Origin of the sequence: Pseudomonas lini (genome assembly GCF_030812475.1) — a bacterium.
Classification (GTDB): Bacteria; Pseudomonadota; Gammaproteobacteria; order Pseudomonadales; family Pseudomonadaceae; genus Aquipseudomonas; species Aquipseudomonas lini_A.
This window is the reverse complement of the sequence record NZ_JAUSSR010000016.1, coordinates 13,582-34,467: the sequence shown is the minus strand read 5'-3', so window position 1 is coordinate 34,467 and position 20,886 is coordinate 13,582. Positions and strand designations below refer to the sequence as shown.

Below are 20,886 nucleotides of genomic sequence, written 5' to 3'. Positions count from 1 at the left end.
TGTCGCTCAGCGATGAGCGCTGAGGTCGCGAAGGGTTTGTGTGAGGGTCTCGAAGTCGTAATCCGAGAGGCCGGCGTGATCGAGAACCAAGGGCCCGATGCTGTTCCACTCGTGGTCCTCGGTCTGGTTACCCAGCACCCGACAAGACGCACAGATGTGCTCGGCCATCTTCAGGATCCCCAGCAGGTTTTTCAGCTGGCTGTTGCGCGACGAATCATCGCTGAAGATCGCCAGGGCATTATGGTGATTGGCAATGGCCGTGGTCACATGCTCCGGCAGGCGCCAGGACTTGGCTGTGTAATAACCGACCACTGCATGGTTAGTGTTGAACATCCGATTCTCGGTGTCCACCACCCGGCATTCCGCACTGGCGCTGGCGTAGGCCTCTTCCAGAACGCTCATGTAGTTCGGGAAACGCTGGAGCATCAAGGGTACGCCACAATCGTGGAACAGGCCCAGTGCATATGCTTCATCGCCCGCCTGGGTGCCGATGTGCCTGGCCAGGTTCAGGCAGGTCATCGCCACATCCTGGGCGGTGTCCCAGAAACGGTTCAAGGTGACAATGGTGTCGTCGTTCATTTCGCCTTTGATCGACTGTGCGTTGATCAGGTTGATGATCGACCGGCTGCCCAGCAGATTCACCGCCCGCTTGATCGAGGCAATCTTGTTGCTCAAGCCGTAATAGGGCGAATTGACGATTTTCAGCAACGAGCCAGAGAGGCCAGGGTCTTGGGAGATCAACCTGGCGATCACGTCCAGATCCGGGTCGGGCATGTACTGCTCCATCTGCAAATCCACCATGATTTGCGGTTGGGCCGGCACGCTGATGCCTTGCAGGGACTGTCGGATCTGTTCAGTGGTCAGCTCTTGGAACATAAATACGCACTCAGGGTCAGGTGGCAATTCTAACCGTTAAGAAGTTGGATCCGACACACCGACGTGCCAATCGCCGTTGATATTGCTGCGTTTAATCGTGAATTGATTAGCACGTCCTCTGCGTAAAATTCGAAACCGCTTTCGCGAGCAGGCTCGCTCCCACAGTGGATCTGCGTCGCACACAAATCTTGAGTTCACTGGAAATCACTGTGGGAGCGAGACCGGCTTGCCGGCGAAGACGTCGTCCGCGTTTCATCGCCACCAAGCCCGTCACAAGTCGCAACACGCTATACTCCCGCTCTTTTTTCCGGAGCGACGTCATGTCCCTGCCTAGCCTGCGCCTCAAAGCCAACGCCGACCGACGCCTGCGAAACGGCCACCTGTGGGTCTACAGCAACGAAATCGATGTCGCCGCCACGCCGTTGCACGGCTTCAAGGCCGGTGATCAGGCGATCCTCGAAGCCGCCAGCGGCAAGCCGCTGGGCATCGTTGCCATGAGCCCGAACAACCTGATCTGTGCGCGCCTGCTGTCGCGGGATATCAAGTTGCCGCTGGATAAATCGCTGCTGGTGCACCGCCTGAACGTGGCCCTGTCCCTGCGCGAGCGCCTGTTCGACAAGCCGTTCTACCGCCTGGTCTACGGCGACTCCGACCTGCTGCCAGGTCTGGTGGTCGATCGTTTCGGCGACATCCTGGTGGTGCAGATCGCCTCGGCGACCATGGAAGCCCATAAAGAAGACGTGATCGCGGCGCTGACTCAAGTCATCAAGCCAAGCGGCATTCTGTTCAAGAACGATTCCGCCGCACGCGATGCCGAAGGCCTCAACCGCTACGTCGAAACCGTGTTCGGCCTGGTGCCGGAATGGGTCGCGCTGGAAGAGAACGGCGTGAAATTCGAAGCGCCCGTCATCCAGGGCCAGAAGACCGGCTGGTTCTATGATCACCGCATGAACCGCGCACGTTTGGCACCCTACGCCAAAGGCAAACGCGTACTGGACCTGTACAGCTACATCGGCGGCTGGGGCGTGCAAGCCGCCGCGTTCGGCGCCAGTGAAGTGTTCTGCGTCGACGCTTCGGCCTTCGCCCTCGACGGCGTCGAGCGCAACGCCGCGTTGAACGGCTTCGCCGAGAAGATGACCTGCATCGAAGGCGACGTGTTCGAAGCCCTGAAGGAATTGAAAGCCAGCGAAGAACGCTTCGACGTCATCGTCGCCGACCCGCCGGCATTCATCAAACGCAAGAAAGACATGAAGAACGGCGAAGGCGCCTACCGCCGCCTGAACGAGCAAGCCATGCGCCTGCTCAGTAAAGACGGCATCCTGATCAGCGCTTCGTGCTCGATGCACCTGCCGGAAGACGATCTGCAGAACATCCTGCTGACCAGCGCCCGCCACCTGGACCGCAACATCCAGATGCTGGAACGCGGCGGCCAAGGGCCGGATCATCCCGTTCACCCGGCGATTGCCGAGACTCGTTACATCAAGAGCATTACGTGCCGGTTGCTGCCAAACAGCTAACCCCTGTCCCCCTGTAGGAGCGAGCACGCTCGCGATGGTCGCTAACGATAACGCTGGGTGTCTGACACCCAGCAGCGTTTTCTGGTTCATCGCGAGCGTGCTCGCTCCTACAGAGGGCGTTAAAGGCGCGTCAGAACCACATTGCATCCCACAGCGGATATTCACCGACGTGGTCGACAAGCCCCGCGCGTAACGGGTTGGCGATGATGTATCGAGCGGCCACTTTCAGATCCTCCTCCCAGCGCAACGCCCGGTCGAAATAGCCCTTCTGCCATAGCCTCTCCGGCTGACCTCGCTTCAGGTTGATAGCGCGAGCACTTTGGGCTTTGGTGGCTTGCATCAGTTTCGGCAAATCACCGCTGTGCAACTCAATCAGCCAGTGGAAGTGATCCGGCATGACTACCCAAGCGATGGAGGTAACCTTTCCGGCTTCATGCGCCCTTCTGAATTCGTGCACGAGAAGTCGTCCCATACGCCAATCCTTGAAAACCGGGCTTCGTTCGTGGGTTACAGCGGTGAGCAGGTAATTGCGGCCCTGTTCTGAGTGCCGGCCTGAGCGCAAACGGTGGCCGTGTGGCGTGTTGGACATTCCGTCGTCCTCTTCAATGGATGGAAGAGAAAACGTTAGACGCCACGTGCGAAGCTGTCGTGATAATAGAGAATCGAATTATGTCGTTTTATCTGTAGGAGCGAGCATGCTCGCGATGGTCGTTAACGATAACGCTGGGTGTCTGACACCCAGCGGCGTTCTCAGGTTCATCGCGAGCATGCTCGCTCCTACAGGATTGCGTTATTCCACATGTCTCATGAATGGCTTGGAGGCATTCCCTCCCACCGCCAGCCGTGTAGAATCGCCACATTCATCGCCAGTCATCCCCCGGCGGGTTTATGAGCTCAAGCTGAAGCGCGCGGCGATCCCGCAAAGTTATCGGCAACTTCCAGACACACGGCCATTACCGGGTGTTCCAGACGTCAATAGAAGCTCACTTCCCTTTTGATACCTGATTAACCGCCCGGAGTGCTTCATGCCTGATTACCGCTCGAAAACATCCACCCACGGCCGCAACATGGCCGGTGCCCGCGCATTGTGGCGCGCCACGGGGATGAAAGATGACGACTTCAAAAAGCCGATCATCGCCATTGCCAACTCCTTCACCCAGTTCGTACCGGGCCACGTCCACCTCAAGGACCTGGGCCAACTGGTCGCCCGCGAGATCGAACGCGCTGGCGGTGTAGCGAAAGAATTCAACACCATCGCCGTGGATGACGGCATCGCCATGGGTCACGACGGCATGCTGTATTCGCTGCCGAGCCGCGAGATCATCGCCGACTCCGTCGAATACATGGTCAACGCCCACTGCGCCGACGCCATTGTCTGCATCTCCAACTGCGACAAGATCACCCCTGGCATGCTGATGGCCGCCCTGCGCCTGAACATTCCGGTGATCTTCGTTTCCGGCGGCCCGATGGAAGCCGGCAAGACCAAACTGGCCAGCCACGGCCTCGACCTGGTCGACGCCATGGTGATCGCCGCGGACTCCAGCGCTTCTGACGAGAAGGTTGCGGAGTACGAGCGCAGCGCCTGCCCGACGTGCGGTTCGTGCTCCGGCATGTTCACCGCCAACTCGATGAACTGCCTGGTTGAAGCGCTGGGCCTGGCATTGCCGGGCAACGGTTCAACCCTGGCCACCCACAGCGACCGCGAACAGCTGTTCCTGCAGGCCGGCCGCACCATCGTCGAGCTGTGCAAGCGTTACTACACCGACAACGATGAGTCGGTGTTGCCGCGCAACATCGCCAATTTCAAGGCGTTCGAAAACGCCATGACCCTGGACATCGCCATGGGCGGTTCCACCAACACCATCCTGCACTTGCTGGCCGCGGCCCAGGAAGCCGAGATCGATTTCGACCTGCGCGACATCGACCGTCTTTCACGCCACGTGCCGCAACTGTGCAAAGTCGCGCCGAACATCCAGAAGTACCACATGGAAGACGTGCACCGCGCCGGCGGGATCTTCAGCATCCTCGGCTCGCTGTCCCGTGGCGGCTTGCTGCACACCGACCTGCCGACCGTACACAGCAAGACCCTGGCCGAAGGCATCGCCAAGTGGGACATCACCCAGACCGACGACGAAGCGGTGCATCACTTCTTCAAGGCCGGCCCGGCGGGTATCCCGACGCAAACAGCTTTCAGCCAGTCGACCCGTTGGGAAACCCTGGACGACGATCGTGAAAACGGCTGCATCCGCAGTGTCGAACACGCCTATTCGAAAGAAGGCGGCCTGGCCGTTCTCTACGGCAACATCGCCCAGGACGGCTGCGTGGTGAAAACGGCCGGCGTCGACGAGTCGATCCATGTCTTCGAAGGCAACGCGAAGATCTTCGAAAGCCAGGACAGCGCCGTACGCGGCATCCTCGCCGATGAAGTGAAGGCCGGCGACATCGTGATCATCCGTTACGAAGGCCCGAAAGGCGGCCCGGGCATGCAGGAAATGCTGTACCCGACGTCCTACCTGAAATCCAAAGGCCTGGGCAAAGCCTGCGCCCTGCTCACCGATGGCCGTTTCTCCGGCGGTACTTCGGGCCTGTCCATCGGCCATGCTTCGCCGGAAGCGGCGGCTGGCGGCGCGATCGGTCTGGTGCAGGACGGCGACAAGGTGTTGATCGACATTCCGAACCGTTCGATCAACCTGTTGATCAGCGATGAAGAGATGGCCGGTCGCCGGGCTGAGCAGGATCAGAAGGGTTGGAAACCGGTGGAGAAGCGTCCGCGTAAGGTGACTACTGCGTTGAAGGCCTATGCCTTGCTGGCGACCAGTGCCGACAAGGGTGCTGTGCGTAACAAGGCGATGCTTGATGGGCTGTAAGCGTCAGTTGTCGCAATAAAAATGCCCCGCCAAGTGCGGGGTATTTTTTTGGGATGAATTATCAGCCAATTACATCACGTCTTGTGACTTCTAACTTACCAACGCAAAGCAAACTCCAGAGGGCATATTCAGGGCTGAGCGTCATCACTTGTCGGAGCTAGAAATAAACGCAGCCTGCCCGAGATATAGAAATGCCAATAATGTCGGACCCAAAATTGACGCATTAAACCAAACCTTGTCGCTGGGGTTCTCTAACGAAACAAACAATACTGGGGACATGACTATCAACCCCATTATTAACATTACCGAAACAATACGCCTGCGACGCGACCCGGTATCTTTGGGCGTATTCAGCGCCGCCAAACCTAGACCAGCGGCCCCTGACCATATGAATATACTTATTATTATGCCAAAGGCTTCCCCTGAAATCATAAGGAACGAGGTTAGCAGAGCCAATCCGAAAGCAGGCAAGACGCCTCCAATTAGATACATTGCTGACCAAAGAATGCGTAGCACCATGTCTAATCTACTCCATTAAAATAACTCTTAAGCTGCATAAATTCTCGGCCAAATGAGAGCGTTACTTATGCCTTCGACTCGCGAAGTCAAGGATTCACCCACGGCCTGGCAACTTGTAACTTGATAAGATAACGCTCCTCTTTGGGGCGCTTGTCGTCTCTGAAGCGATTGACCACCAGCATCACTTGATACTGATTACCTGCTTGCCAGGTAGACGTGCCTCCTTTATTCACGTCTCGCAATCGGGCCCGCCATTCGGGAGTGTCAGCAAATGGTGGGTCGTCGTTGACCCGAACGGGTATCCAGCCGCCGTGGCGCCATTGCTCCTGCAAATCCAGCACGACCTTGAGTGTATCGTCGAGTAACAGCGGCTCGATTTGCGGGGACATGCGGAGACTTCTGACTAACCCATCACGATCGAAACTAACCGTAAAAAAGCGAGCCAACGGGGTCACGAACCCAAATTGATAATCGATAAAACGTAGGCGCGCGTCAGACTTGGGTGTATTGAACCAGGAGTACCCAGGAAAAACCGGATCAATGACCGCGCTGGAGCGCAGGCGCATGGCTTCCCAAGGTTCGCCGATCACTAGCGCAATTTCCGGCTCATCCGATAGCGCTCGCATCACCGCCATTGTCAGCAGAGCCGCGACTGCAATGGCCAAAACCTTCCGTCGCCAATTCATGCGGCGCACCAGATTCATCGCACACCCCGTCCAGCGGCAATGTCCAGAATCGCCTGTTCGATCAGATGACGATCAGAGCGTCGTAGCAGCTCATCAAATTGCGCCGCGGCCTTGAGTACGAAAGGCATGCGCTGATGGATATCGGCCAGGTTGGCAAAGTATTCATTGCTGAAGCCCACGGTGCGCCCGTCTTCACTGGAATGGCACTGGCTGGCCAGAGTCAGCTCAACCGCTGCCGCAGCATCGGAGGGGAAATTCGTGAAATAGGAGAAATGGTTGCCACGTAGCAAACGTACCAATTGCACGTTGTTGTACATCGCTGGTTGCAGGATGTTCTTCTGTAAATGTGTTTTGATCGGAACCATTGTTGCGTCCTTTTCTCGAAACGCAGTCTCATGGACTTCCCCATGGAGTGGCAAGTTGCAACGTAATGAGGTAACGCTCTTCTGTGGGACGCTTATCGTCCCTGAAGCGATTAACTCCCAGCATTACCTGATACTTGTCGTCAGCTCGCCAGTAAGCAGTGCCGCCAATGTTCACGTCTCGTAATCGTGCGCGCCATTGAGGGGTGTCAGCGAACGACGGAAAGTCATTGAGCCGGATGGGCGTCCAGCCCCCTTGGCGCCATTGGTCCTGCAGATCCAACAGAACCTTGAGCGTGTCGTCGAGCAGGAGAGGCTCGATCTGTGGGGACATACGGAGACTGCTGACTAACCCGTCACTATCGAAACTAACCGTAAAAAAGCGAGCTAACGGAGTCACAAATCCGTATTGCGGCTCCAGGAAACGAAGACGAGAATCCGACTTTGGTAATCTTCCCCAAAAATGGCCGGGAATGACCGGATCGATCACAGCGCTCGAGCGCTGTCGCATCGCTTCCCAAGGCTCGCCAATCATCAGCGCAATCTCAGGTTCGCTCGAAAGCGCTCGAACCATCGAGAAGATCAACAGGGCTGCGCCGGCGAATAACAAAATCCCACGTCGCCAACCAACGCGTCGCCGCAAAGTCATCGCACACCTCGACCTGCGGCAATGTCCAGGATCGCCTCTTCGATTAGATGGCGATCAGAACGCCGCAGTAGCTGATCAAACTGCGACGCGGCCTTAAGCACAAACGACATGCGCTGATCAATATCGGCCAAATTGGCGAAATTCTCACTGCTGAAACCCACGGTGCGACCGTCTTCGCTGGGATGGCACTGGCTGGCCAAGGTAAGTTCGACGGCGGCTGCAGCACCAGGTGGAATGCCCGTGACAAAAGCGAACTGATTTCTGCGCAGTAGAGTTACCAGTTGTTCGTCGCTGTACATCACCGGTTGCAGGATGTTTTGCTGTTCATGCCAAGCCAGATGCACAACACTTTCGGCGATATTACCAACCTCAATGGCTTGGAAAGCTTGCAGGATTTCCTTGTAGTCATAGCCGAACTTCAACTTTTCCTGTTCAATCGGCCACAGGACCGGATACTGATCATGACCATAAATTTTTTGACGTGATTCCAGACAAGTCTTGAGCGCCTGCAACCCACGCTCCTTGTAAAAAGCATGTAGCGGAAAGACATCCAGAAACAGCGTGGTATTGCCCAGCGCCAGCATGTCGTAAACAAACAGGAGTTGTTTCTGCACGAGTGACAACGGTTCGTTCGGGCTCCGCGCGTCGAGCCACCACGTCGGATTGTTGCGGCGGGCTTGCTCGTAATCCCGTTCAGCCTGCTCAAGTTCGCTTGCTGCCGCCTGCCTTTCACTCTTGCTGAACCAGCCGAACAAGCCAGCGGGCTTTCTCCTGTGCGCCTCCACCCGCCGTTGTTTTGCCTCCTTTTCCGCATCGATCTTGTCGATCGAATCAGCAGCATGCAGCAATCCACAACCCACTTGCTTGGAGGCGAAGGCCGCGAGACCGGCCCATTGGAAGCGCTGGTCTTCAAGCCACATACTGGCGTAGGCCGCATTGATCGCGCGATTACGCGCCTTGGGGTCTGCGATCAGAACGCCGCCCGGCGCCACGACAGCCTCTGCTCTTTGTTGGTATCCACGCCACAGGTTCTGGCAGACCAGCCCTGGCAAGTCGCTATAGCTCGTTATCGGGCTCGGGGGCGATGTGAAGTTGGAGGGGCGCGGCTCGGCTGCCGGTTGTCGCGCTGGGGCCGGCGACGCGGGTTGAACGGTGGCTCGGGCAGCCGGCGCGACGCTGCCAACGTCGATCTGTTGGCTCCTGATGGTCTGATTGGCGATCAACTTGGGCGATGGATCGCACTTGCACTTGCACAGGTCGCCATCCAGCGCGGGCTTGCGTCCTTCCCAATCCTCCGACAGGCGTGGGCCGACGCAGACGATTGTCCCGGTGCTGTCGCATTCAGGGCATGTGACCTCATCGCCTTCGCGGGCCATGGCCTGGCCATTGATGTTGCCGCGATGCCAACCGCTGACGACCGTGCCGTCGACGGTGGTTTTGGCCCCGACGGTGATGTTGTAGCGCTTCATGCGAAATATGTCCTTTTCAGAGCGAAAGGACGCAAGTTAGAAGAGGCGAAGTGGAGGAAAAATCAGATGCTTCTTTGATTGATGTAGGGCATTTCTGAATATGAGGCTGGATGCCCGTCGGTATGCTGGCGATGAAGCGAGGGAATGCCCCGCCACGTGCGGGGCATTTTTTTGCGTCTATCTCTTGTAGGGGCGAGCTTGCTCCGGGCGGCGTTCCGACGATGGACTTCCAGACAATGCGGGCATTCAGACTGCCCGCGTCATCATTGACATCCATCGCGAGCAGGCTCGCTCCTACAGTGAGCATCGTCTCTGACGATCTTTTGTATTAATCCTGCGGGTCGAGGTTATCCAGCGCCTGGTGATACTGGCTCGCAAGCTTGCTCGGATAGTATTCGCTCTACTGAAAGGAGAGAGCGAATACCAACCTAAAGCCGGTTGAAGGCTTCCCCTCAACCATAGAATCTCCCACAATGGGTCTTCAGTGAACTGCTATGTGTGAATAACCGGGATCAACTGTAGGAGCGAGCTTGCTCCGGGCGGCGTTCCGACGATGAACGTAAGGACACCGCGTTAAACCAGACAGTACGCGTCATCGTTAACTACCATCGCGAGCAGGCTCGCTCCTACAGTGAATCCAAACCCTTACTGGATTTCTTGCGGCGTCACGATCACCCAATTCTTGTCCGCGGTCACCGGCAGCCCTTCCTTGGCCTGGGCTGCGGCGTTCTTGGCCATCATGCCTTGGATCTGGGTCATGTACTTGTCCTTGCGGTTGACCCACAAGTGGATGCCACCCTTGGCCACGTCAACACTGTGGAACAGCATATAACCGTCGCTGCTCGGGGTATCGCCGCCCACCAGCACCGGCTTTTTCCACTCATCGATGTAGGTCAGGATCGCTGCCTGCTTGCCGGCCATCCAGGTCGCCGGGGTCCACAGGTAGGGCGTCAGTTCGAGGCCGAGGTTGGCCTGCTCGTCATACTTGCCGGCGGTGATCTGCTTGCGGGCCGTGGTCAGCTCCCCGGACGCGGGGTCCTTGAGCAGCAGGGTCACGCCGATCACGTTCTGTGGCTTGACGTTGTAGCCGTACTGCGGGTCCGAGGCGACCATGCGCACCAGCTCTTCGGAGGCGGCGGTCATCACGTAGACCTCGATGCCGTTCTCCATCAGTTTGGTGTAGAGCTCTTGCTGACCGGTGAAAATCTTCGGCGGGTTGACGTCGATGGTCTTGACCACGTCGCCTTCGTAATAGGTACTCGGCACCGGTTTGCCGGACGCCATCAGCTCGTCGACATAGCCCTTGAGCTCCTTGAGCGTGAAGCCGGAGAACACCTGGGCGACCCATGGATAGCAGACCATGTCGTCGAGTTCGCAGAGGCGATAGTAGTAGCTGAACAGACTTTCCTTGTGCTCGGCCGTGTCTTTGAACGGAATCAGTTTCAGGGAGGGATCGAGTTTGTCGCGGGTGATCAGGCCCTTGTTTTCCATGAACGGCAGCAACGACTCTTCGAGGTCGTAACGGTAACTGGTGTTGTCCATGTCGAATACCGCGTAGTTACCCTTGTTGGCGTTGGCGGCAATCATCGCGTCCAGCGCCTTGGCCTGATCGACCGGCCAATGCTTCAAATCCGTGGCGAGTGCCTGGCCGACGAGGCCCAGACTTAGACCCAATCCCAGTGCGGCAGAGAGAAATTTCGGTGCGAAATTCATCGGCATGCTTCCTTATTGAAAAGACCCTGATTTAAAGACATCGACGCTAACAAATTGCTGTGACAGTCCTCGCCTGCCTGCGACCGCCCGCGTCTCTATTACGTCAGCTGCATTCCTGACAGCGACGCCTTCTTATTCCAAAAACGACAGTATTCAGACTTTTTTGATATTAATTCATTAGATATCAAGCTGTTAGGCTTGCCGGTTCGCAGCTGCCCCGGAAGGTGGCTGGCACAAGTCACTTTCGGAGTTCTCATGAATCTGCCGCTGATCCTCAATCTGCTGGTATTCCTCGCGTTACTTTTCGGTCTCGCACAAACCCGCCACACCACCTGGAGCCTGGCGAAAAAAGTCCTGCTTGCCCTGGTGCTGGGCGTGGCGTTTGGTGTGGCGTTGCACACGGTGTATGGTGCCGGAAATCCGGTGCTGAAGGCTTCGATCAGCTGGTTCGACCTGGTGGGCAACGGTTATGTGCAGTTGCTGCAAATGATCGTGATCCCGCTGGTGTTCGCCTCGATCCTCAGTGCCGTAGCCCGTCTGCACAACGCTTCGGCGCTGGGCAAAATCAGTTTCCTGACCATCGGCACGCTGTTGTTCACCACGGCCATCGCCGCGCTGATCGGTATCGGCTTGACCAACCTCTTCGGCCTGACCGCCGAAGGCCTGGTGGCCGGCACTCAGGAAATAGCCCGGCTGCAAACGATCCAGACCGACTATGCCGGCAAGGTCGCGGACCTGAATGTGCCGCAGCTGTTGCTGTCGTTCATCCCGCAAAACCCGTTCGCCGACCTGGCGCGGGCCAAGCCGACTTCGATCATCAGCGTGGTGATCTTTGCTGCATTCCTAGGGGTCGCGGCGCTGCAACTGCTGAAGGATGATGTCGAGAAAGGTCAAAAAGTGATCAACGCCATCGACACCCTGCAAGCCTGGGTGATGCGCCTGGTGCGCCTGGTGATGAAATTGACGCCGTACGGTGTATTGGCGCTGATGACCAAGGTGGTCGCCGGTTCCAACCTGCAGGACATCATCAAGCTCGGCAGCTTCGTGGTGGTGTCCTACATCGGCCTGGGACTGATGTTTGTGGTGCATGGCCTGCTGGTATCGGCCGCCGGAATCAATCCGCTGCGCTTCTTCCGCAAGATCTGGCCGGTGCTGACGTTTGCCTTCACCAGCCGTTCGAGTGCCGCGACCATTCCGCTGAGCATCGAAGCCCAGACCAGCCGCTTGGGCATTCCTCAGTCGATCGCCAGTTTCGCCGCCTCGTTCGGCGCAACCATTGGCCAGAATGGCTGTGCTGGTCTGTACCCGGCTATGTTGGCGGTGATGGTAGCGCCGACCGTGGGCATCGACCCGTTGGATCCGCTTTGGATCGCGACCCTGGTGGCGATTGTCACGCTGAGTTCGGCGGGTGTGGCTGGCGTTGGCGGGGGCGCGACGTTTGCCGCGTTGATCGTGTTGCCGGCGATGGGGTTGCCGGTGTCACTGGTGGCGCTGCTGATTTCGGTCGAGCCGCTGATTGACATGGGGCGTACGGCGCTGAACGTCAGCGGGTCGATTGCGTCGGGGGCGATTACCAGTCAGGTGATGCAACAGACGGATAAAGCGTTGCTGGGTGCGGATGAGCATGGAGAGTTGGCTCACGCTTGATTGGCGCCAGTCAGACCGCTTTCGCTGGCAAGCCAGCTCCTACAAGGGTTGTGTCGTTCGCAAAATCCGTGATCAATACACACCCTGTAGGAGCTGGCTTGCCAGCGAAGCTTTTAAGCCTTTTCCCAAACCTCGAAGCTGTACGCCGGCTTATCCCCTTCCGCCGGGTTTGGCACATTCGACACCAATTTCCATTGCCCCAAATCAAACTCCGGAAACCATGCATCCCCTTCCGGGCTCAGCGCAACACGCGTCAGGTACAAGCGATCCGCCTGATCCAACCCTTGCGCATACAACTGCGCTCCACCAATCAACATCACCTCATCGACGCCCTGCTCGTTCGCCCATGCTTGCGCGCGAACAATGGCCGCCTCCAGCGACGGATACACCTCGGCGCCTTCCAGCACCAGGTCCGCCTGACGGCTGACCACGATGTTCAACCGGCCCGGCAGCGGGCGACCGAGGGAATCCCAGGTCTTGCGACCCATGATGATCGGCTTGCCAAGGGTGGTGGCCTTGAAGTATTTGAAGTCCCCCGGCAAGTGCCAGGGCATGCTGTTGTCGACGCCGATCACGCGGTTTTCACCGAGGGCTGCAATCAGGCTGAGGGGAAGTGATTTAGTCATGCCGGCGAGGATACCAGAGCCTCCCGTACCCCGATAAGCGTCACAGCGGTTATGCTCACGACTCAATTGAGCGACGGGATGGCGCGTGACTGAACTGAATACCCTCTGGCTGACGGAAACCATTCGCCTGCGTGAAGAACACGCCGGCCCCCTGGATGATCTGGAAGCCAATCGACTGGCCCGTACCGCGGGCGGTGACCTGTCGGCCCGGATTCAACGCCGGGCCCTGTGGCTGGCCGAGCGTGACGGGCTGACCACTGCCCTCCAACATTGGCTGCAAGGGGCACGGCTGGCGCTGATCGTCATGGCGGTGCTGGCCGTAATCAGCGGCGCAGGCCTGGCATTCGCGGCGCTGGGTGACGGGCAGGCTCCGGTGAATGTGTTTTGGGCCCTGGGCAGCCTGCTCGGGCTGAACCTGATTCTGTTGCTGAGCTGGGCGCTGGGCCTGGTGTTTGCCGGTGAACACGGCGCAACACTGGGACGCTTGTGGCTGTGGCTCAGTGAAAAACTCGCTCGCGATGCCAAGGCGGCGCAACTGGCGCCGGCCCTGCTGCTGTTACTGCAACGACACAAACTCAATCGCTGGGTGCTTGGCGTGCTGGTCAACGGCTTGTGGTTATTGGCGATGCTCAGCGCCTTGGTGATTGTGCTGATGCTGATGGCGACCCGGCGTTACGGCTTCGTCTGGGAAACCACTATCCTCGGCGGCGAGACTTTCGTCGCCATGACCCAGGCCCTCGGCGCCCTGCCGGCGCTACTCGGTTTCAGCGTGCCCACCGTGGAAATGATCCGCGCCAGTGGCGATGCCGCGTTGAATATCGAAAGTGCGCGCCAGGCCTGGGCCGCCTGGCTGGTCGGCGTGTTGCTGGTCTACGGTGTATTACCGCGTCTGCTTCTGGCGTTGTTCTGCCGGTGGCGCTGGAAAACCGGCCAGGCAAGATTGCATCTGGATTTGAACATGCCCGGCTACGCCCAACTGCGCGAGCGGTTGATGCCGACCAGCGAACGCCTGGGGATCAGCGATGCCGCGCCCGAGCAACTGCACCCTATCGAAAACGGCGTCAGCGACCTGCCTAGCGATGGCGCGCTGCTGGTCGCCATCGAGCTGGATGACCAACGCCCGTGGCCACCGAAGTTGCCCAAAACCGTGAACAACGCGGGCATCCTCGACAGCCGCGAGTCGCGCAACAAACTTCTCGAACAACTGAGCCGCTTCCCTCCGGCTCGCTTGGCCATCGCTTGCGATCCACGACGTTCACCGGATCGCGGCAGCCTGACGCTGATCGCCGAACTGGCGCGCAGCGCCACCGCGACCCGCATCTGGCTGCTGCAAGCGCCGCCCGGCGAAGCGCTGGATGCCGCGCGCCTCGGCGACTGGCACGTGGCGCTGCAACAGCTGGAACTGCCATTCGCCGACAGCGCGCCATTGAGCTGGCTGGAGACCGGCCATGACTAATCCCTGGAAACCGCCGTTGAAACTCGCCGTGGTCGGCCACACCAACGTCGGTAAAACGTCGCTGCTACGTACCCTGACCCGGGATGTCGGTTTCGGCGAGGTCTCCCATCGACCCAGTACCACGCGCCACGTTGAAGGCGCACGGTTGTCGGTGGACGGCGAACCCTTGCTCGACCTGTTCGATACACCGGGGCTGGAAGACGCCATCGCCCTGCTCGACTACCTCGAACGCCTGGAGCGCCCCGGCGAACGCCTCGACGGCCCGGCACGCCTGGCACGATTCCTAGAAGGCAGCGAAGCCCGGCAGCGTTTCGAACAGGAAGCCAAGGTGCTACGGCAATTGCTGACGTGCGACGCCGGCCTCTATGTGATCGACGCCCGCGAGCCGGTGCTGTCCAAGTACCGCGATGAACTGGCCGTGTTGGCCAGCTGCGGCAAACCGTTGCTGCCGGTGCTCAACTTCGTCAGCAGCGCCAACCACCGCGAGCCGGACTGGCGCGAGGCGTTGGCCCGCCTGGGTTTGCACGCACTGGTGCGTTTCGACAGCGTCGCGCCGCCGGAAGACGGCGAACGTCGACTTTATGAAAGCCTCGCGCTGCTGCTGGAAAATTCCCGTGAGCAACTGGAGCGCCTGATCGCCGATCAACTGGCACAGCGTCAGGCGCGTGAGCAGAGCGCTGCGCAATTGATTGCCGATTTATTGATCGATTGCGCCGCCTGCCGACGTAGCGTCATCAGCAACGCCGAGCAGGAACAGCGAGCCATCGACGAGCTGCGCAAAGCCGTTCGCCAGCGGGAACAGCGTTGCGTCGAAGCCCTGCTCAAGCTCTACGCCTTTCGCCCACAGGACGCGTCGGCCACTGATCTGCCGCTGCTCGACGGCCGCTGGGGTGATGATCTGTTCAACCCGGAAACCCTCAAGCAACTGGGCGTGAGGGTCGGTGGCGGTATCGCGGCCGGCGCGGCGGCAGGTGCCGGTGTCGACTTGCTGGTAGGCGGGCTGACCCTCGGTGCTGCAGCGCTGGCGGGCGCCATTGCCGGCGGCGCCCTGCAAACTGCCCGTAGTTACGGCAGCCGATTAATGGGCAAGATCAAAGGGCAACGCGAACTGACCGTCGATGACAGCGTGCTGCGGCTGTTGGCGTTGCGCCAGCGCCAGTTGCTGCAGGCGTTGAATGCGCGTGGGCATGCGGCGATGGACAGCATTCAGGTCGCCACCCCACAGGACAAGACCTGGCGCGAAGGCAAGTTGCCCGAAGCCTTGAACAAGGCCCGGGCGCATCCGCTGTGGTCGTCGCTTAATCCGCATGCGAAGTTGAATCAGGCGGAAAGGCAGGAGCAGGTTGAGGTGTTGGCGCGGCAGTTGTAAACGCCGCAGCAGCTGTGGTGTTTGGGCGGGCCCCATCGCGGGCAAGCCCGCTCCCACAAAGAGCACCTCAACCCTGTGGCAGCAAGGAATACCTCCTTCCTGTGGGATCAACTCAATCCTCGGCATTCACAAACCCTGTAGGAGCTGGCTTGCCAGCGAAGAGGCCTGTCAGCCAATACAGATCTTACTTGGCAGCCACTTTCTCCGACTTGCCGTCATACCGCTTGCGCCACTCGGTGAGGATTTCGTCGCGATTGTTCGACGCCCACGCAAAGTCGTTCTTGATCAAACGCTGCTCATAATCCGCCGGCAACTCAGTCTGCGGCTTGGCAATCCCAGGTTGCGCAAGGACCGCGAAGTTTTCTTTATAAAGCTCCATCGCCGCCGAACTCGCAGAGAAGTCCGCCAGTTTCTTCGCCGCCTCTTCATGGGGCGTACCCTTGATCACGGCTGTGGCTTCGATCTCCCAGCCCAGGCCCTCTTTCGGCAGGATGATGTCCAGCGGCGCGCCCTGGCGCTTGAGCTGCACAGCCGGGTATTCAAACGAAATGCCGATCGGAAACTCACCCGAAGCCGCCAGCTTGCAAGGTTTGGAGCCGGAGTGAACGTACTGGCCGATGTTCTGGTGCAGGTCGTCCATGTACTGCCAGCCCTGTTTCTCACCGAAGGTTTGCAACCAGGCACTGACGTCGAGGAAACCGGTGCCGGACGATGCCGGGTTGGGCATGACGATCTTGCCTTTGTACTCGGGTTTGGTCAGGTCCTGCCAGCTCACCGGTTTGCTCAGACCCTGCTTCTCGGCTTCGATGGTGTTGAAACAAATAGTCGCCGCCCACACGTCCATGCCGACCCAGGCCGGCGGATTGGCAGCGTCGCGGTAGTTGACGCCGATCTTGCCCAGGTCCTTCGGCGCATAGCTTTGCAGCATGCCTTGCTGATCGAGGATCGCCAGGCTCGACGCCGCCAGGCCCCAGACCGCGTCAGCCTGCGGGCGGGCTTTTTCAGCCAGCAGCTTGGCGGTGATGATGCCGGTGGAATCGCGCACCCACTTGATCTCGACGTCCGGGTTGGCCTTTTCGAAGGCTTGCTTGTAGGTCTTCAGTTGTTCGGCTTCGAGGGCGGTGTACACCGTCAACTCGGTGGTTGCCGCGACGGCGTTCAGGCTGAAAGCGGTGAGGACAGCAGCGGCCAGGGCCAAAGGCTTGAACATGGTGCAATTCCTGTATGAGTTGAAGGTGCGAATCAATGGCCAGGCGCGGTCTGCCGCCAGGCCTGGGAGCGGCGCAGCAAACCGCGCGAAGCCCAGGCCAGCAGCAGGGAAACGCCCGCCGAGGTGAACAGAATCAGGGTCGACATGGCCGCCGCGCCGCCGACGTTGCCGGCGTCGTCCATGTTCAGCACCGCCACCGCCGCAAGGATGGTGTCCGGGCTGTAGAGGAAGATCGCTGCCGAGACGGTGGTCATGGCCGAGACGAACAGGTAGCGCACGATGTCCAGCAGCGCCGGCAGGCAGATCGGCACCGTGACCCGCAGATAGTGGCGATACAGCGGGGCCTTGAGCGACAGCGCGGCGGCTTCGAACTCGGCGTCGAGCTGACGTAGCGTGGTGGTGGCGGTCATTTGCGCGGTGGTCAGATAGTGCGCGATGGTGCAGACCACCAGCAGGGTCATGGTCCCGTAGAGCACATGCAACGGGTTGCCGGTGAGGTTGAAGAAGAAGACGTAACCCAGGCCCAGCACCAGGCCCGGCACTGCCATCGGTACGAAACTGAGCATGCGCAATGTCAGATTCAGCCCGCGCTGACCCTTGGTTTTTTCCATCAGGTAGGCGCCGGTGAAGATCAGCACGCTGCCGATCAACGCCGTGCACAACGCCATCTTCACGCTGTTGCCATAGGCCAGCCAGCCGCCGCCGGCCGTGTCGTTGAACTGGTAATGGTTGAGCGACAGCGCCAGGTTGTACGGCCAGAACTTGACCAGCGACGAGAACACCGCCATGCCGAATACCAGCAGCAACACTGCGCAGATCAGGACCACGATGGCCAGGTAGCAACCGTCGCGCAGTTTCGACGGGGCAGGTTGAAAGACTTGCGCCCGACCGCTCATGGAATCGCCATGACGCCGACGCAACCATGCATCGACCCCGAAGCTGAACAGCGCCGGCAGCAGCAGCACCATGCCAATCAACGCGCCGCGACCGAATTGTTGCTGGCCCACCACGGCTTTGTAGGCTTCCAGCGCCAGCACCTGATAGTCGCCACCCACCACCACGGGTACGCCGAAGTCGGTGATGGTCAGGGTGAACACCAGACAGAACGCGGCGAACACCGCCTGACGCGTCGCCGGCCAGGTGATGCTGCGGAAGGCTTTGGCCGGACTGGCGCCCATGCTGGAAGCGGCATCGAACAGTCGCGCATCCGCCAGGGACAGGGCCGACAGCAAAATCATCAATGCGTGGGGGAAGGTGTAAATCACCTCGCCCAGCACAATGCCCCAGAAGCCGTAGATGTTGTCCGACAGCAAACCGCGCAGCATGCCCTGGTTGCCGAACAGATAAACCAGCGCTATCCCCGGCAGCATCGAGGGCGCCATCAACGGCAACAACGACATGCCGCGCCAGATGCCTTTGCCGGGAATCAATGTGCGTTGCAAGGCGTAGGCAAACAGGTAAGCCAGCGGTACGACGATTGCCGCGACGCTGAGGGAAACCTTCAAGCTATTACCCAGCAGCCAGTGAAAATTGGCGCTGGTCACCAACTCACGGGCGGCGACCAGACCACCGCCCTGCCCGGCTTCAGGACTGAACCCGCGCCAGAAGATCGCCAGCAACGGCATCAACACCGCAACGCCGAGCAACACCAGCAACAGGACTTTGCCGCCCACGACGAACACCCGGTCGCCGATCTCGGCACGGGAGGCCTGCCGAACCTGTTTGTGCGGCATCGGCAGCGCGATGTTCGCGCTCATCAGGCAAACACCTGCAGGCTGCGCGGAGGCAAGGCGACCATGATCTGCTGTGCGCCGAGACGCGGCATGTCTTGCGGCGCCAGTTCCGCCAGCAAGGCGTGGCCTGGCAGCTGATCGAGTTCGAAGCTCATGCGGCAGCGGTTGCCGAGAAAGGTGATCTCGCGAACCTTGGCCGGGAACAGGTTTTCCTCATGCACCGGCGGGTTGACGTTGATCGCTTCCGGGCGGCAGAACAGACGACCCGAGGCGGCTTTTGCGCTGCCTTCAGCCAGGCGCATGTTCAACCCGCCGACCTGGGCATGGCTGTCACTGCTGCGGCTGAACGGCAACCAGTTGCCCTGGCCGACAAACTCCGCCACAAACGGCGTCGCCGGGCGGTCGTAGATTTCCTGCGGCGTGGCGTACTGCTCGACCTTGCCGTTGTTCATCACGGCGATGCGGTCCGCCATCAGCATGGCTTCGTCCTGATTGTGGGTCACCATCAGGGTGGTGATGCCGAGGTTGCGCTGCAATTGGCGCAGTTCGGTGCAAAGGTGCTCACGGACCCGGGCGTCCAATGCCGACATCGGCTCATCCAGCAACAACAGGGACGGTGCCGGCGCCAAAGCCCGGCCCAGTGCGACCCGCTGCTGCTGGCCGCCGGACAATTGACCGGGGTACTTTTTCTCACTGCCGATCAGGCCGACCAGTTCGAGCATCTGGGCGACACGCTTGCGCACTTCATCGCGACCGCTGCCGGCGAGGCCGTAGGCAATGTTCGCTTCGACGGTCAGATTGGGAAACAGCGCGTAGGACTGGAACAGAATGCCGTAGTCCCGAGCCTGAGGCGCCAGGCGGGAAACGTCGCGGTCACCGAGATACAACTCGCCGCTGTCCTGCTGCTCAAGGCCGGCGATGCAGCGCAGCAAGGTGGTCTTGCCGCAGCCCGAGGGGCCGAGCAGGCACACCAGCTCACCCGCCGCGACGTCGAGGGAAACGTTATCCAGCGCGATAAAAGCGCCGAAACGCTTCTGCACGCCGCGCACTTTCATCGGGGCGCCAGGGTTAGTCAGGGCAGTTGCGATCGAGTGGTTCATGGACAGACCTCATCAAGCAGATGAAGGCCATCCTAGGGAGGTAATGCGAACGTCATGTGGCAGTGAGGCAAAAATGGCTGATAGTGGTATTCGGGGATTTGGGTTCGGGTCATGTGGTGTCTGCTCCAGCGCCTTCGCTGGCAAGCCAGCTCCTACAGGGGATCGCGTCCCCTTGTAGGAGCTGGCTTGCCAGCGAAGAGGTCAGCACGGTAAGCACAAAACTCAGACCGGAGACATTTCCTGCGCCAACCCCAAAAACGCCGCCGGCAACCGCGCGCCTTTGCGCTCCTTGAGGCAATACAGATACTCGGGAATCTGCGGCGCATCCTCGATGGTCAATACCCGCAACTGCGGATCATGGGGCACTTCCTGGCGGGCAATGATGCTGATCCCGATGTTGCGCAACACCGCCTCGCGAATCGACTCACGGCTGCCGATCTCCAGCAACGGCCCGAAACTCACTCCTGCGCTGGCCAACAATTCTTCAGTCAGACGTCGGGTAGTCGAGCCCGACTCCCGCATCAACAATGTATGCCCGGCCAACGCCGTCAGCGGCACATGATCATGAACCGCCAACGGATGATTACGATGCACCGCCAACACCAACGGATCGCTACCGAGCACCCGGCGAATCAGTCGTGCATCCTCGAGCAACTGCGATGACGCCGCGACATCCACCCGATAATCCTCAAGTGCTTCGAGCACCTGCTGGGAATTGCCGATTTCCACCGACACTTCCACTTGCGGCAAGCGCTCGCGGAAAGTCTTCACCAGGTCGAGGATGTAATACGGTGCCGTGGCGGCGATGCGCAGCGTGCCCTGCACCTGACCGCTGTTACGCAGGAAGAACTCGATGTCGGCTTCCTGCTGCAACAGTGCCTTGACCATCGGCAGCAACCGCGCGCCTTCATCGCTGAGGCTGAGGCGGCGGCCGCCGCGATAGAACAGTTCCACCGAGTACTGACTTTCCAGATTGCGGATCTGGGTCGTCACCGTAGGTTGGCTAAGGCCAAGCTTTTTCGCCGCCAGGGTGATGCTGCCCAAACGGGCAACCATGTAAAACGCCTTCAGCTCGGCACTCAGCACA

17 protein-coding genes are annotated in these 20,886 nt (G+C 59.6%); 5 read left to right on the top strand and 12 right to left on the bottom strand.

Annotated elements, in window-relative coordinates; all coding sequences use genetic code 11:
* Positions 1-6: 6 nt before the first annotated feature.
* Positions 7-822, bottom strand: coding sequence for an HDOD domain-containing protein (locus J2W17_RS26095; RefSeq protein WP_307341785.1), 816 nt, complete (start codon positions 820-822; stop codon positions 7-9).
* Positions 823-1,196: 374 nt separating this feature from the next.
* Between J2W17_RS26095 and J2W17_RS26090 the strand changes: the two genes are divergently transcribed.
* Positions 1,197-2,393, top strand: coding sequence for a class I SAM-dependent rRNA methyltransferase (locus J2W17_RS26090; protein WP_150767638.1), 1,197 nt, complete (start codon positions 1,197-1,199; stop codon positions 2,391-2,393).
* A gap of 130 nt (positions 2,394-2,523) precedes the next feature.
* Here J2W17_RS26090 and J2W17_RS26085 read toward each other — a convergent pair whose 3' ends face one another.
* Positions 2,524-2,982 (bottom strand): REP-associated tyrosine transposase, encoded by a 459-nt coding sequence (locus tag J2W17_RS26085; protein WP_307341510.1) that lies wholly within the window; start codon positions 2,980-2,982, stop codon positions 2,524-2,526.
* Positions 2,983-3,418: 436 nt separating this feature from the next.
* Here J2W17_RS26085 and ilvD point away from each other — a divergent pair, with 436 nt between their 5' ends.
* Positions 3,419-5,260 (top strand): dihydroxy-acid dehydratase, encoded by a 1,842-nt coding sequence (gene ilvD / locus J2W17_RS26080; protein WP_307341507.1) that lies wholly within the window; start codon positions 3,419-3,421, stop codon positions 5,258-5,260.
* 605 nt (positions 5,261-5,865) lie between these two features.
* Here the strand turns inward: ilvD and J2W17_RS26075 are convergent.
* The 5 genes from J2W17_RS26075 to J2W17_RS26055 form a co-directional block, all read right to left on the bottom strand.
* Positions 5,866-6,483 carry a hypothetical protein gene (locus J2W17_RS26075; protein WP_307341504.1) on the bottom strand — a complete coding sequence of 206 codons (618 nt, stop codon included), beginning with the start codon at positions 6,481-6,483 and terminating at the stop codon, positions 5,866-5,868.
* Positions 6,480-6,830, bottom strand: a complete 351-nt coding sequence (locus J2W17_RS26070; RefSeq protein WP_307341501.1) for a DUF2515 family protein — start codon at positions 6,828-6,830, stop codon at positions 6,480-6,482. The genes J2W17_RS26075 and J2W17_RS26070 overlap by 4 nt, the downstream gene beginning before the upstream one ends.
* Before the next feature lie 28 nt (positions 6,831-6,858).
* Positions 6,859-7,476, bottom strand: coding sequence for a hypothetical protein (locus J2W17_RS26065; RefSeq protein ID WP_307341498.1), 618 nt, complete (start codon positions 7,474-7,476; stop codon positions 6,859-6,861).
* A complete protein-coding gene (locus J2W17_RS26060; RefSeq protein WP_307341495.1) occupies positions 7,473-8,945 on the bottom strand; it encodes a DUF2515 family protein in 1,473 nt (490 codons plus the stop codon). The genes J2W17_RS26065 and J2W17_RS26060 overlap by 4 nt, the downstream gene beginning before the upstream one ends.
* Positions 8,946-9,590: 645 nt before the next feature.
* Positions 9,591-10,658, bottom strand: coding sequence for a haloacid dehalogenase-like hydrolase (locus tag J2W17_RS26055; protein ID WP_307341492.1), 1,068 nt, complete (start codon positions 10,656-10,658; stop codon positions 9,591-9,593).
* 255 nt (positions 10,659-10,913) lie between these two features.
* Here J2W17_RS26055 and J2W17_RS26050 point away from each other — a divergent pair, with 255 nt between their 5' ends.
* The gene (locus J2W17_RS26050; RefSeq protein ID WP_307341489.1) at positions 10,914-12,305 is read left to right on the top strand and encodes an L-cystine transporter; all 1,392 of its coding nucleotides are present in this window, start codon (positions 10,914-10,916) and stop codon (positions 12,303-12,305) included.
* A 113-nt stretch (positions 12,306-12,418) separates the two neighbouring features.
* On the opposite strand, the gene J2W17_RS26045 is transcribed toward J2W17_RS26050, so the two are convergent.
* Positions 12,419-12,931 (bottom strand): dihydrofolate reductase, encoded by a 513-nt coding sequence (locus tag J2W17_RS26045; protein WP_307341486.1) that lies wholly within the window; start codon positions 12,929-12,931, stop codon positions 12,419-12,421.
* Between the two features lie 85 nt (positions 12,932-13,016).
* On the opposite strand from J2W17_RS26045, the gene J2W17_RS26040 reads away from it, so the two are divergent.
* Both J2W17_RS26040 and J2W17_RS26035 read left to right on the top strand, forming a co-directional pair.
* Positions 13,017-14,387 carry a DUF2868 domain-containing protein gene (locus J2W17_RS26040; RefSeq protein WP_307341484.1) on the top strand — a complete coding sequence of 457 codons (1,371 nt, stop codon included), beginning with the start codon at positions 13,017-13,019 and terminating at the stop codon, positions 14,385-14,387.
* Positions 14,380-15,756, top strand: coding sequence for a GTPase/DUF3482 domain-containing protein (locus J2W17_RS26035; protein ID WP_307341481.1), 1,377 nt, complete (start codon positions 14,380-14,382; stop codon positions 15,754-15,756). Before J2W17_RS26040 ends, J2W17_RS26035 begins: the two co-directional genes overlap by 8 nt.
* Before the next feature lie 184 nt (positions 15,757-15,940).
* On the opposite strand, the gene J2W17_RS26030 is transcribed toward J2W17_RS26035, so the two are convergent.
* From J2W17_RS26030 to J2W17_RS26015, 4 genes are all read right to left on the bottom strand, one after another.
* On the bottom strand, positions 15,941-16,966 hold the full coding sequence (locus J2W17_RS26030) for a putative 2-aminoethylphosphonate ABC transporter substrate-binding protein (protein WP_307341478.1): 1,026 nt from the start codon (positions 16,964-16,966) through the stop codon (positions 15,941-15,943).
* A 32-nt stretch (positions 16,967-16,998) separates the two neighbouring features.
* Complete coding sequence (locus tag J2W17_RS26025; protein WP_307341475.1) at positions 16,999-18,723, bottom strand: putative 2-aminoethylphosphonate ABC transporter permease subunit; 1,725 nt, start codon at positions 18,721-18,723, stop codon at positions 16,999-17,001.
* Complete coding sequence (locus J2W17_RS26020; RefSeq protein ID WP_307341472.1) at positions 18,723-19,799, bottom strand: putative 2-aminoethylphosphonate ABC transporter ATP-binding protein; 1,077 nt, start codon at positions 19,797-19,799, stop codon at positions 18,723-18,725. The genes J2W17_RS26025 and J2W17_RS26020 overlap by 1 nt, the downstream gene beginning before the upstream one ends.
* A gap of 222 nt (positions 19,800-20,021) precedes the next feature.
* Positions 20,022-20,885, bottom strand: a complete 864-nt coding sequence (locus J2W17_RS26015; protein ID WP_307341469.1) for a LysR family transcriptional regulator — start codon at positions 20,883-20,885, stop codon at positions 20,022-20,024.
* Position 20,886 lies beyond the last annotated feature (1 nt).

Bases quoted from the DNA above. Each gene is read 5' to 3' on its own strand.
- J2W17_RS26090 (WP_150767638.1), top strand. From the start codon at position 1,197: ATGTCCCTGCCTAGCCTGCGCCTCAAAGCCAACGCCGACCGACGCCTG.
- J2W17_RS26085 (WP_307341510.1), bottom strand. From the start codon at position 2,982: ATGTCCAACACGCCACACGGCCACCGTTTGCGCTCAGGCCGGCACTCA.
- ilvD (WP_307341507.1), top strand. From the start codon at position 3,419: ATGCCTGATTACCGCTCGAAAACATCCACCCACGGCCGCAACATGGCC.
- J2W17_RS26075 (WP_307341504.1), bottom strand. From the start codon at position 6,483: ATGAATCTGGTGCGCCGCATGAATTGGCGACGGAAGGTTTTGGCCATT.
- J2W17_RS26070 (WP_307341501.1), bottom strand. From the start codon at position 6,830: ATGGTTCCGATCAAAACACATTTACAGAAGAACATCCTGCAACCAGCG.
- J2W17_RS26065 (WP_307341498.1), bottom strand. From the start codon at position 7,476: ATGACTTTGCGGCGACGCGTTGGTTGGCGACGTGGGATTTTGTTATTC.
- J2W17_RS26060 (WP_307341495.1), bottom strand. From the start codon at position 8,945: ATGAAGCGCTACAACATCACCGTCGGGGCCAAAACCACCGTCGACGGC.
- J2W17_RS26055 (WP_307341492.1), bottom strand. From the start codon at position 10,658: ATGAATTTCGCACCGAAATTTCTCTCTGCCGCACTGGGATTGGGTCTA.
- J2W17_RS26050 (WP_307341489.1), top strand. From the start codon at position 10,914: ATGAATCTGCCGCTGATCCTCAATCTGCTGGTATTCCTCGCGTTACTT.
- J2W17_RS26045 (WP_307341486.1), bottom strand. From the start codon at position 12,931: ATGACTAAATCACTTCCCCTCAGCCTGATTGCAGCCCTCGGTGAAAAC.
- J2W17_RS26035 (WP_307341481.1), top strand. From the start codon at position 14,380: ATGACTAATCCCTGGAAACCGCCGTTGAAACTCGCCGTGGTCGGCCAC.
- J2W17_RS26030 (WP_307341478.1), bottom strand. From the start codon at position 16,966: ATGTTCAAGCCTTTGGCCCTGGCCGCTGCTGTCCTCACCGCTTTCAGC.
- J2W17_RS26025 (WP_307341475.1), bottom strand. From the start codon at position 18,723: ATGAGCGCGAACATCGCGCTGCCGATGCCGCACAAACAGGTTCGGCAG.
- J2W17_RS26020 (WP_307341472.1), bottom strand. From the start codon at position 19,799: ATGAACCACTCGATCGCAACTGCCCTGACTAACCCTGGCGCCCCGATG.